At 28.5% G+C, this 11,761-nt stretch carries 13 protein-coding genes; 7 read left to right on the top strand and 6 right to left on the bottom strand.

Translation table 11 applies throughout. From position 1 onward, the window contains the following. Nucleotides 1–232 precede the first annotated feature (232 nt). Nucleotides 233–721, bottom strand: coding sequence for a DUF5721 family protein (locus tag QMG30_RS01555; protein ID WP_281811527.1), 489 nt, complete (start codon nucleotides 719–721; stop codon nucleotides 233–235). Between the two features lie 175 nt (nucleotides 722–896). On the opposite strand from QMG30_RS01555, the gene QMG30_RS01550 reads away from it, so the two are divergent. The 3 genes from QMG30_RS01550 to QMG30_RS01540 all read left to right on the top strand — a co-directional run bounded on the left by QMG30_RS01550 (nucleotide 897) and on the right by QMG30_RS01540 (nucleotide 3,886). Beyond that, entirely contained in the window at nucleotides 897–1,490 is a 594-nt protein-coding gene (locus QMG30_RS01550) for a DNA-3-methyladenine glycosylase (RefSeq protein WP_281811525.1), read from the top strand. A gap of 103 nt (nucleotides 1,491–1,593) precedes the next feature. Next, nucleotides 1,594–2,889, top strand: a complete 1,296-nt coding sequence (locus tag QMG30_RS01545) for a M18 family aminopeptidase (protein ID WP_281811523.1) — start codon at nucleotides 1,594–1,596, stop codon at nucleotides 2,887–2,889. 157 nt (nucleotides 2,890–3,046) lie between these two features. Continuing rightward, the gene (locus QMG30_RS01540; protein WP_281811521.1) at nucleotides 3,047–3,886 is read left to right on the top strand and encodes a DegV family protein; all 840 of its coding nucleotides are present in this window, start codon (nucleotides 3,047–3,049) and stop codon (nucleotides 3,884–3,886) included. Nucleotides 3,887–3,946: 60 nt separating this feature from the next. Here QMG30_RS01540 and QMG30_RS01535 read toward each other — a convergent pair whose 3' ends face one another. The 4 genes from QMG30_RS01535 to QMG30_RS01520 all read right to left on the bottom strand — a co-directional run bounded on the left by QMG30_RS01535 (nucleotide 3,947) and on the right by QMG30_RS01520 (nucleotide 7,095). Next, the gene (locus tag QMG30_RS01535) at nucleotides 3,947–4,750 is read right to left on the bottom strand and encodes an ABC transporter permease (RefSeq protein ID WP_309298617.1); all 804 of its coding nucleotides are present in this window, start codon (nucleotides 4,748–4,750) and stop codon (nucleotides 3,947–3,949) included. Then, entirely contained in the window at nucleotides 4,743–4,907 is a 165-nt protein-coding gene (locus tag QMG30_RS01530; RefSeq protein ID WP_330680628.1) for a hypothetical protein, read from the bottom strand. Before QMG30_RS01530 ends, QMG30_RS01535 begins: the two co-directional genes overlap by 8 nt. A gap of 44 nt (nucleotides 4,908–4,951) precedes the next feature. Further along, a complete protein-coding gene (locus tag QMG30_RS01525; RefSeq protein ID WP_281811519.1) occupies nucleotides 4,952–6,535 on the bottom strand; it encodes a recombinase family protein in 1,584 nt (527 codons plus the stop codon). Between the two features lie 140 nt (nucleotides 6,536–6,675). After that, nucleotides 6,676–7,095: a helix-turn-helix domain-containing protein gene (locus tag QMG30_RS01520; protein ID WP_281811517.1), complete on the bottom strand. Its 420-nt coding sequence runs from the start codon at nucleotides 7,093–7,095 to the stop codon at nucleotides 6,676–6,678. Nucleotides 7,096–7,282: 187 nt separating this feature from the next. On the opposite strand from QMG30_RS01520, the gene QMG30_RS01515 reads away from it, so the two are divergent. The 4 genes from QMG30_RS01515 to lepB all read left to right on the top strand — a co-directional run bounded on the left by QMG30_RS01515 (nucleotide 7,283) and on the right by lepB (nucleotide 10,938). Continuing rightward, the gene (locus QMG30_RS01515) at nucleotides 7,283–7,528 is read left to right on the top strand and encodes a helix-turn-helix transcriptional regulator (protein ID WP_281811515.1); all 246 of its coding nucleotides are present in this window, start codon (nucleotides 7,283–7,285) and stop codon (nucleotides 7,526–7,528) included. Nucleotides 7,529–8,240: 712 nt separating this feature from the next. Further along, the gene (rsgA, locus tag QMG30_RS01510) at nucleotides 8,241–9,299 is read left to right on the top strand and encodes a ribosome small subunit-dependent GTPase A (protein WP_281811513.1); all 1,059 of its coding nucleotides are present in this window, start codon (nucleotides 8,241–8,243) and stop codon (nucleotides 9,297–9,299) included. Nucleotides 9,300–9,555: 256 nt separating this feature from the next. Next, nucleotides 9,556–10,329, top strand: a complete 774-nt coding sequence (gene murI / locus QMG30_RS01505) for a glutamate racemase (RefSeq protein ID WP_281811511.1) — start codon at nucleotides 9,556–9,558, stop codon at nucleotides 10,327–10,329. An 18-nt stretch (nucleotides 10,330–10,347) separates the two neighbouring features. Then, nucleotides 10,348–10,938 carry a signal peptidase I gene (lepB, locus tag QMG30_RS01500; protein WP_281811509.1) on the top strand — a complete coding sequence of 197 codons (591 nt, stop codon included), beginning with the start codon at nucleotides 10,348–10,350 and terminating at the stop codon, nucleotides 10,936–10,938. Between the two features lie 41 nt (nucleotides 10,939–10,979). On the opposite strand, the gene QMG30_RS01495 is transcribed toward lepB, so the two are convergent. Further along, nucleotides 10,980–11,678: an ABC transporter ATP-binding protein gene (locus QMG30_RS01495; RefSeq protein ID WP_281811507.1), complete on the bottom strand. Its 699-nt coding sequence runs from the start codon at nucleotides 11,676–11,678 to the stop codon at nucleotides 10,980–10,982. Nucleotides 11,679–11,761: the final 83 nt, after the last annotated feature.

Genomic DNA, 11,761 nt, shown 5'->3' with positions numbered 1-11,761 from the left:
AAGTATTTATATTTTATATAATAAGAAAGCTTAACTTTCTATTTATCTTGAAATATTATACGAGGCGTAGCCTCTTGGTAATATGTAAAGGTATATAGTGAATTTTTTATTATAACTTATATAAGATATAATAAATGTATTTTATGTAGATGTCAAGAAAAAATTAGCACTCATTGAAGAAGAGTGCTAACAAAAAAGCAATATTTATATTATAAACGATATGAATTATAGGTTAAACAGTTATGCCGTGTTTTTTGAAAAATATTTTAACTGAATCATCCCAATAATTTTCTAGAGTCTTATCTAATGTAAATATCTTCATAGAACTACCAGTGGTGCATTTTAGAACGTTATCTTCATATAAAATATTAATGAATAATCCATTTACATTATCTGATTTTGTAGGTAATTGATGTTTTGATATCATATTTTCTATTTTGTCATGGGGTAGTGAAAAAACAATTTTCAGATAAGATGGAGTTTTGTTTCCTTTAATCATATAGAAAACTATATTCTTGATTTCTGACCATTTAACCTGATCTCTGCCTTCTAGTATTTCAATTTCGTTTGTAGAAAGATATTTTTTATTTATGTCACAAGAAATATTGAACTTCGTAAACGTATTAAGTTCAACAGTAGATACCTCGAAATCATCAAACATCTTATCTTTCAATAAATTATTCATAAAAAGTTTTATATCAATTATGTTAAAACATACCATATAGTACCATTCCTTCCCAAATACCAATAGTGATTGTACCCTTAAAGTATATCATACAAAATAGAGGTAGAACTTTCAATACTTTTATTGTAATATTATATGTGAGTAAGTAATGTTAATCCAAATAAATTTGCTTTATAATACATACATATGATAGAAAGTGGAGTAAAATAAAATGAATAGATTGAGTAGAGATTTTTATGAAAGAGACACATTGGTAGTAGCACAAGAATTACTAGGTAAAAACCTTGTTTTTCTTGATAACCATAAGGATGAAATTATTGTCAAGATAACTGATGTTGAAGCCTACAAAGGAATCAATGATAAAGCTTGTCATACCTATGGAGGCAAGAGGACACCAAGAACTGAAGTAATGTGGGGTGAAGCTGGTCATATATACATCTATATAATATATGGAATGTATTATTGCCTTAATATAGTTACAGAAAGTATAAATGACCCTTGTGCTGTTTTGATAAGGGGAGTAGTTCCCGTGAAAAATATTACTAAAATGTCATTGAACAGATATAATAAAGCGTATGAAGAACTGAATAATTATCAGATTAAAAATTTTTCTAACGGACCTGGGAAATTATGTAAAGCTTTGGGACTTGATTTAACCCATAACGGAATGGATTTGCTATCACCCCAATTGTATATATATGATGATGGAAAACATGATAATATCGATATAAAAAAATCCAAACGTATTAATATTGATTATGCAGAAGAGGCAGCAGATTATTTATGGAGATTTTATATTGATTAATTAATATGACTACAATTAACTAGAAAGTTCTATTGATATAATTAAAATATACAATAAAACAATCAAACAAATAGTATAAAGATTAAGAAGAGAGGAAATAAAAATGAAAACAAGTATGAGTTATTCAAAAGATTTAATGACATTTATTGAAAAAAGTACATCTCCTTATCATAGTGTGATACAAGGAAAGAAAATATTAGATGAAAAGGGTTTTAAAGAACTTAACATGAAAGATGAGTGGCAGGTTGAAAAAGGAGGAAAATATTATGTTATTCCTTATTCTTCAATGATTATCGCTTTTACTTTAGGAGAATATGTTGACAAAATGGGATATAAGATTATAATATCTCATACTGACAGCCCAAGCTTTAAAATCAAACCTGTATCAGAAATCAAAACAGACAATTATATTACACTAAATACAGAAGTATATGGTGGACCTGTCTATTATACATGGTTTGATAGACCATTATCCCTTGCTGGAAAAGTCGCATTGAAATCTGATAACCCAATGAAACCACTTATTAAATACATTGATTTCAAGAAATCAGTACTTACTATTCCAAGTCTAGCTATTCATATGAATAGAGAAGTGAATAAAGGTGTTGAATTAAGTCCTCAAAAAGATACATTACCACTTATTGGGCAGATTAATAAAACATTATCAAAAGATAATTATCTTGTATCTTATATTGCAAAAGAACTAGGCACAGAGATTGAAAATATTCTCGATTTTGATTTATACTTATACTTAACAGGAAAAGGAAATGTAGTGGGTATTAATGAAGAATTCGTACAATCTTCAAGACTTGATGATCTAGCGATGGTATATACTAGCCTTGTATCAATTGCTAATACAGAAAATAAAAGTGGTATTAATATTGCTGCTTGTTTCGATAATGAAGAAATTGGAAGCAGAACCAAACAGGGCGCTGACAGTGTATTGTTTTCTAACATAATAGAAAGAATATCTATGGCACTTAGCAGAACAAGATCTAAACAGTACAGGATGCTAGAAGAATCTTTTATTATTTCTGCTGATGCTGCACATGCTTTACATCCTAATGCTGTTGAGAAGAATGACCCAACTAATAGACCTGTTATCAATGAAGGAATAGTCTTGAAACTCAGTGCTAAGCAAAGCTATGCTACAGATTGTGAATCAACAGGTACTATCCAGCAATTATGTGATGAAAATAAGATACCTTATCAAAAATTCGTTAATCACTCATGTATACCCGGAGGAAAAACTCTAGGACCAGTTGTTACCGCATATCTACCTATAAAAGCTGTAGATGTAGGGGTACCAATGCTTGCAATGCATTCAATAAATGAATTAGTAGGAGTAGATGATTTATTAAATATGAGTAAACTGTTTGATAATTTTTATGCTTTATGATGATGTATTTATCTTTATATAGTTTAAAATTTAATTATTCAAGAAAAATTATTAATCAAAATGAAAAATAGCCTTTAAATTTTATTTCATTTATGGTAATATTAAAGGTAGTATTTAAAACTACATTGTGCAGTATAGATGTTAAGGAGGCTATTAATTGAATTTTAAGATTGTAGTAGACAGTTGTTGTGACATAACTAATGAAATTAAAAAAAATATAAATGTAGAGATAACCCCACTTACCATAGAGCTAGAGGGTACAAGGTATACAGACGATGGTTCGTTTTCAGTTGATGATTTCGTTAAGAAAATGAATGATAGTACGACTGTACCTAAGACTGCATGTCCTGCACCAGCAGAATATATTGATAGATTTGAGAGTGAAGAAGAGAATGTATTTGTGATAACTTTATCCAGCAAATTAAGCGGAAGCTATAATAGTGCTGAGATTGCAAAAGATATCTATCTTAGCGAAAATGACAATAAGAAGATTCATGTTTTTGATTCACTTAGTGCATCAGCTGGAGAGGTTCTATTAACTTTAAAAATTGATTATTTAGCTAAATTAGGTAAAACATATTCTCAGATAGTAGAATCTATAAGCAATTATATCAAAGAAATGAAAACTATGTTTGTTCTTAACAAGCTAGACAATCTGGTGAAGACTGGAAGAATGAGTTTGGTAAAAGCCGCTATAGCCAATGTGCTCAATATAAAGCCTGTTTTAGCTTCTAATGGCAAAGGTGAAATAATTATGATTAACAAAGGAAGAGGAATAAATAAAGCTCTAGGTAAAATGATAGCTGCAATGGGTGAAACAAAAGATAACTTGGAAGAGAAACTTTTAGTAATAGCTCATTGTAATTGTTTGAAAAGAGCTAATGCTTTAAAAGAAAAGATTAGTAATGTATATAATTTTAAAGATATTTTCATTGTGGAAATGAGAGGCATTTCATCTACGTACGCTAATGATGGTGGTATAGTAATAGCCTTTTGAAAAAGCTTTGCAGTAAAAAATATAATGGTTAATCTATATTTTTACTGCAAAGCTATAATTTTATTTGTTTAATTTGTTGACTTTTTTTTCAGCAAAGACTATCAGTTCATAGAGACCAGTAGCTAGTAATGCTAATATTATGATACTCATCATTACCCAATCCATTTTAAGAACTTGACTTCCATATACGATCAATTTTCCTAACCCAGCCTTACCAGCTATGAATTCTCCAATTATTACCCCTATAAAAGAAAGTCCTATATTAACTTTCATGGTACTAATGATATTAGAAAAATTAGCGGGTATTATAACTTTTTTGAGTACATCTTTTTTTTTGCCGTTAAAAGTATATATCAACTTAATTTTTTCTTTATCAACGTTAATGAAACCGTTGAATACATTTATTATTGTGACTACTATAGATACTGTTAGAGCAGTGATAATGATAGATCTTGTGTTATTACCAAGCCATACGATAAATATTGGAGCTAAAGCTGTTTTTGGTAAGCTGTTGAATACCACAAGATAAGGTTCTAGTACTTTTGATATTTTATTGTTCCACCATAGAATGATTGCTATGATTATTCCCAAAATACTACCCAATGCAAAACTTATGATAGTTTCATATAAAGTTACCCATATATGATATATGAGAGAACCGTCTAGAAGCATATCTATAGTAGTTTCGGCGATTCTTGATGGGCAACTGAATATAAAGGAATCAATTATTCCATATATTGAACATATTTCCCAGGTAATTATTAAAAACAATAAAATGATAATTTGAAATAGAAGGATTATCTTTTTATCTTTTTTGACCTTTTTTAGATATTTTTTTTGCTCTGAGGAGAAGTCGTCAATCATTTTTATCAAGCTCCTTCCAAATGGAATTAAAGTAAAAACGGAATTCAGGAGCACTTCTTGAATTAAAAGGGGTTTTATTTTCAATAGTAAGATTAATGTCAAATATTTTTTTTATCGTTGCAGGTCTTTTGCTTAGAACGACAACTTTGTCACCCATACTTATAGCTTCAACTATATAAAATAAAAAGTAACTTTACTGAATTATTTATGATGTAGTAATTCTAGTTCTAAGTTGTTTCCATCCCAATAAATATTTTTTATAGTTTTATTTATCAGTAATTTTTTTTGTTCATGGGATAACATACTATGTATTTCATTATTCAATAAAAAATCCATGTTGTAACTATCATTTGCTTTAGTAGCTGTTGAATTTGTTAATATATCTAATTGCTTATTCAATGAGTGTAATTTAGTATCTAGCTTATCTATTTCCTTTATGATATATTTTGAAACAGCATTTGTTTTACTTGATAAAATCAAAGTTAAATGGTATATTGCATTTTTAGTTTGAGTTATTTCTTTTTGCAGGTTGGAAATTTTGTTGTTAGCATTACTGCTATTTACACTTTGTGCATATGATTCTAATTCTTCGATAAGTTTATCGATTGAGATATAATGTTCAATTGCATCAAGGATCAATTTTTCACTTGCATTGCCATTGAGATTTCTTATGGAACATTCTTTACTATGAGTAAGTTCTTTAACTCTGCATTTATAGTAAAAATACTTAACTTTATTATTTTCATATTTACTGATTACTCTTAGAGGTTTATTGCAGCTTTTGCATTTTATTATTGGAGTAAGTAATGCTTTTCTTTTACTTGGCGTTGAATAGGTTCTGTGCTTATTGAGTTGTAATATCTTTTGTACGTGTATCCATTTGGCTGATAGTATAATCGGATGGTGAACACCAATAGATATAATCCATTGGGACATTGCTTTTTGATTGATTTTATTATTGGTTTCATTATTCTTATTATAAGCCATTATTCCATAATTACCATTGAAATTCATAGTATCCTGATGTATGTTAATTGTGCAATTATTTTTCGAAAAATATTCATATGCATTTTTATCTGCTGACATATAAACAGGATTAGATAGGATTTTTTTTAATGAACTTAAACTAAAGTCTTTATCATTTCGAGTTTTTAGATTAAGTTCTAGAGTGTATATCTGTAGTCTGCTAAGTGATCTACATTCCAGATATTTATCAAATATTAATTTAACTGTTTTACTTTCATAAGGATCATCAATTAGTACTGAAATATACTTACCTGTTGATTTATCTATGATTTTAGTTGATTTATATCCTAGGGGTGTTATTCCTCCTAACCATCTACCGGTTTCCGCTAATTTGTACATATTGTCTTTAATTCTTTCGGCTATGGTTTCTCTTTCAAGTTGAGCGAATACACTTGCTATATACATCATAGCCCTTCCCATTGGTGTTGAGGTATCAAAATTATCTCTGATGCTTACGAACTCAATTTCGTTAAGTGTCAATATATGTAGTGTATTTGAAAAATCCAATACATTCCTACTGATTCTATCAAGTCTGTAGCAAATGATAATATCTAATTTACTGTTTTTGGCATCTTTTAACATTTTCTGAAATTCAGGGCGTTTAGTATTCCTACCCGAAAAACCTTCGTCTTCGTATATGTATACATTTCCTATTTCAAAATATTTGTATGCATATTCTTTGCATAATTGAATTTGGTTTTTGATTGAGTCACCTGTTTCGGTTATTTTGGATTTTCTAGAATAGATTCCTATATTCATAATAGTGCTCCTTATATTTTTATATTTATAAGTATATGAATATTATTATAAATTTAAGAGCAGAAATATTAATATTTCTGCTCTTTGAGAGTGTAGAGTATGATATTATTAAATATCAATAAGGATACCTGCATTCATAATTACTGCTTAATAGGATTTACCTTATTTCTATGCATTTCTTCAGCAATTTCCCTTGCATGTATTAAGGTTTTTAAGATAATACTTCTTGTTTGCTCATCAATAAATTCTCCATGGAATTTTAGACCATCTACGTCTTCTAACTTTTTAATAAAAGTATTGAGGTCGATATCTATGGATTTATTATCGTCTAGCTCCCTAATAGGAAGAGAATTATTACTTCTTCCTAGCAGATAATCAGTGGTAGTATTTAAAGCTAAAGCAATTCTATTAATTATTTCGCCCTTAGGCTCTCGAAGGTTATTTTCATATCTTGACATTGTTGCCTCTGTAACATGTACTTTTACTGCTAATTCTTTTTGCGTAAATTTCTTTTTTTTTCTAAGATTTAATATTCGATAACCAATAGAATTATTATTCATTTTAAACACCACTTTAAATAATTATTTTTGTTATATATATACCCTTTGAGATATTTCATTAATAGTATAATACTTACTTACCAAAATTAAAATTAGTATTACCAAAAATACAAACTATTAGTTGACACTTACCAAATGGTATGGTACGATTGACTTGTTCAAATGGTAAGTGCTGGGAGGTGAATGTATGAATACTTATAGATTAAAATCTGCCAGAGCTTCTATGGGGTACACACAGGTAGAAATGGCAAAAAAGCTATCAATAACACAAAAAACTTACAATAGAAAAGAACTAGGTATAGTTGATTTCAATTTACGTGAAGTAACAAAAATTATTGATATTTTGAAACTAGATGTCGATAACGTGTATGGCATTTTTTTTAATGATAAACTTACCAGTTGTATACCTAATGAAGTTTCTAAAAATGCTTAGTCAGATTAAAAATTTCTATAATACATATATTAAATCAAATATATATCAAGTATATATTAAAGTTTAATTATATATATATCATGAATTAATATTAAAAGATATTCTATAATATTTAAATTAATGATATACAATGAATTTTTAGTTCGTTTCTATTAGATTTAATACATGATTAATACATTTACTTATAATATTATTGGCTTAATTAATATAAATTATGTCTGAATTTTAATAAAAAATAATGATCGATAAAATTTGTTGTTAATAAATAAGGGGCTGTTTTATATAGTGATGAAGGTATAAAGTGTAAAACAGCCCTTTATTTATTTATGTAAATAAAAGTTCTTTTTTATCCAATGAATATATGATATAATAAATATTGTTAATAAATTGAGAAATTCGAAAGGAGTGGTTGTTTATGTTAAAAGAAATTACAAGAATCCAATTAACCAAACAATTTAAAATCAAACTGCTCCCAGGAGAAAATCTATAATTTGGTTTATATACCTAGAGCAGTGTTAACATTGCCTAGGTTTTTGTATAAAAGGAAATTTTGCTTTTTATATTTTCAAGAGGATTAGTCTATTATTCTATATAAAATAGATAATTACTAATGTAAATAGATATATAACTAACCTTTATTTTATGAGATTATTCCTAGTGCAATGAGAATGCACTGGGATTTTTTTCTGGAGAAATAAGAAAGGTATGTTATATGATAATTAATGATTATGGATGGAATGAAGAATTAGAACAGAGTTTTACTACTTACTATAGTAAAGGATTAATACCTGCTCGTATATTAGTAGAACATAGAGGGATTTACAGAGTTGTAACACAGTATGGTGAACTAGAAGGATTCAATTCAGGTAAATTATATTACGAAGCCAGTAAAGATCTTTTACCCACAGTTGGAGATTGGGTTGCAGTAACACCCGTTAATGGTGAAGAAAAAGCTATAATTAAAAAAGTTCTACCTAGAAAAAGCAAATTCATAAGGAAAATAGCTGGAAATACTACTGAAGGGCAAGTTGTTGCAACTAATTTTGATTATGTATTCATAGTTACATCTCTCAACAATAATTTTAATGTAAAAAGATTAGAAAGGTATTTGACAGTAGCTTGGGATAGCGGAGCAGAACCAGTAATCATTCTTAGTAAAGCTGATTTATGTGATAATGTTAATGATCGATTAGCAGAAGTACAGAATATATCATTTGGTGTGAATGTTCATGTTATCAGCTCTATAAGTGGAACAGGTATACACGAAATCAAGAAATATTTTAGTGAAGGTAAAACATCAGTTGTATTAGGTTCATCTGGAGTAGGTAAATCTACTCTTATCAATACTTTATTAGGTGAAGAAGTCATGATGGTTAATGAAGCCAGAGAAGATGATGATAGGGGAAGGCATACTACAACTCATAGAGAGTTAATCATTCTGAAAGATGGAGGGATGATTATAGATACTCCAGGTATGAGGGAAATAGGTTTATGGAGTGAAGGTGAAGATGAAAATGTTCTAACTGATACTTTTAGCGAAATCAATGCTCTTAGTGAGAATTGCAGATTTAGAGATTGTACTCATACTAATGAACCTGGCTGTGCAGTATTAAATGCCATAAAAAGTGGTGAATTAGACGAGGAAAGGCTTAAAAGTTATAAGAAGCTAAAGAGGGAATTGATATTTATTGAAAGCAAAAAAAACGCTAAACTTAAGTTGGAAGAGAAAAGAAAGATGAAAGCTAAGTTTAAACAATATAGAAACAGGTAGTTTAAAGTATAGTATTAGGTTACTACAGCTGATTTTAGTGTGTAGTAGCCTTTTTTATTGAATGGATTAATTAAATGGTATATAATTAATAACTATAGAAAAAATATGTCATCATTTTAGAATATGAAAATAAAATATAATTATTGTAAATTTTCATTCATATTTTAAATACAACATGATATAATTATTCTAGTTGTATTCATTTTTAAAAATAAATTCTAGTAAATAAAGTAGTTAGAAATATAAGGTGATATTATTGAAAATTGGTTTTTTTGATTCAGGAATAGGTGGAATTACAGTTTTAAATGAAGCACTTAAAATGCTACCTAATGAAGAATATATTTATTATGCAGATTCTATAAATGCTCCTTACGGTATTAAGCCAAAAGAAGTAGTGAAGAAATACATATATAATGTAGTTCAATTTTTGATATCCAAAAAGGTAGATGTTTTGGTTATTGCTTGTAATACAGCTACAAGTATAGCAGTAAGAGAGTTAAGACAAGTATATGATATTCCCATTATCGGTATGGAACCTGCTGTAAAATATGCTGTAGAACACAACAAGAATAAAAGGATTCTGGTTACAGCTACTGATTTGACTTTAAAAGAAGAGAAATTCAAAAATCTGGTTGAAAGAGTTGATAGTGATTCTATAGTTGATTCATTAGCACTTCCGAAACTAGTTGAATATGCAGAAGATTTCATCTTCGATAAAAATAAAATCGTATCATATCTTAGAAAACAATTAGAACCTTTTGACTTAGATAAATATGGTTCAATCGTACTTGGATGTACGCATTTCCCTTTTTATAAAAGTCAATTTAGAGAAATTATACCTGAACATGTTAAAATAGTAGATGGTAATGTAGGTACAGTCAGACATCTGAAAGATATTATGGAACGAAGTGATAAATCATTTAGCAGTAATAGAAAGTTAACTTTTTATTATTCAGGAGTGAAGGATGAAGATAATATGATTTTAAAAAAATATCTTAATATACTTAATCTTCCTGAAAAAACTTATTAAGAGATTGGAGTAAAAAATATGGGTAAAAAAATATTAAAAGAATTAAAAGATATAGTTGTATTTGCGGTTATTGTAATTATTAGTGTGATTGTCATTCAAAGTTATGCACTAGCTTCTACAAAAGTTCAACAACATTCAATGGAAAATACCTTGAAGGAAAATGATTTTTTGTTTGCTGAGAAGTTATCATACATATTTACAGAACCCAAATTTGGAGATATAATAGTTTTTCTGAAAGATAGACCTGAAGGTTTCTGGGGCAATCCTATAGGGATATGTATTGAAGATACTCTAGGAAAGTTGCAACGTAAGCATCCTAGAATGAGATACGTAAAAAGAGTTATCGGTGTACCAGGAGATAGAATCGATATTAGAAATGGTAAGGTCTTTATTAACGATAAAGAATTAGAAGAACCATATATTAAAGGTATAACAGAAAAAACCATTATCGACTTTCCAATAGAGGTTCATGAAGGTGAATTATTTGTACTTGGTGATAATAGAGAACATAGTAGTGACAGTAGGGATTTTGGATGTGTAGAAATAGATAAGGTTGAAGGTCAAGTGGTAATTCGCTTATGGCCATTAAACAAGATAAGAGTATTTTAATTTTAAATATGAATACTATAAGTAAGACGGTTTTTGGTAATTCAGCTTTTTGTACCTATAATTAAATGCAGCAGTAATATAGTAATCATCTGTTTGTATTTTGAAGTGTGAAAAAGTTGATTCAGTAACTTTTTATGAAATATAGCATCTGCTATATCGTGAGTTACTAATAGAGCTGTCTTATTTTCTTTTTTTAATATAGTTCCTATCTCATCTCCGGCAGATAATCTAGTTTGATAATCAAGAGCTGCAAATGGTTCGTCTAACAACAATATTTCTGGTTGTAAAGCTAATGTTCTGATAAGAGCTGCTTTTTGTCTCATACCTCCTGAAAGCTGAGAAGGCTTATAATTCTTAAAATCATATAATCCATATTTTTTTAATAAATCGTCTATATATTGAAGACTCTCTTTACATATTTTGTTATTGATTTCTAGACCAAGGAGTACATTTTTATATACTGTCCTCCATTCAAAAAGATGATCTTTCTGAAGCATGTATCCAATATAATGAGAATCGTTAATTATTAAAGATTTGTCAAGGAAAACTTCGCCGATAGATGGTTGCAATAAACCGGAAATTAAGGATAGCAATGTGGATTTACCACATCCACTTGGACCTACAATACTTACAAATTCTCCTTTATTAATCTCAAGGTTGATATTCTCTAAAGTCTTGGTTTCACCTTTTGGTGTGTGATAAGTATAGGATAGATTTTTAATTTTAACTAAAGGAGACATATGTACCTCCAATTTATTTTCAATATACTATATTGTATTACAGTCAACATTATTATGTGTAAGTTAATGACTTAACTTTGATA

Origin of the sequence: Vallitalea longa (assembly GCF_027923465.1) — a bacterium.
In the GTDB taxonomy this organism is placed as follows: Bacteria; Bacillota; Clostridia; order Lachnospirales; family Vallitaleaceae; genus Vallitalea; species Vallitalea longa.
The sequence above is the reverse complement of the archived record's forward strand: the minus strand, read 5'-3'. Positions and strand labels throughout refer to the sequence as shown.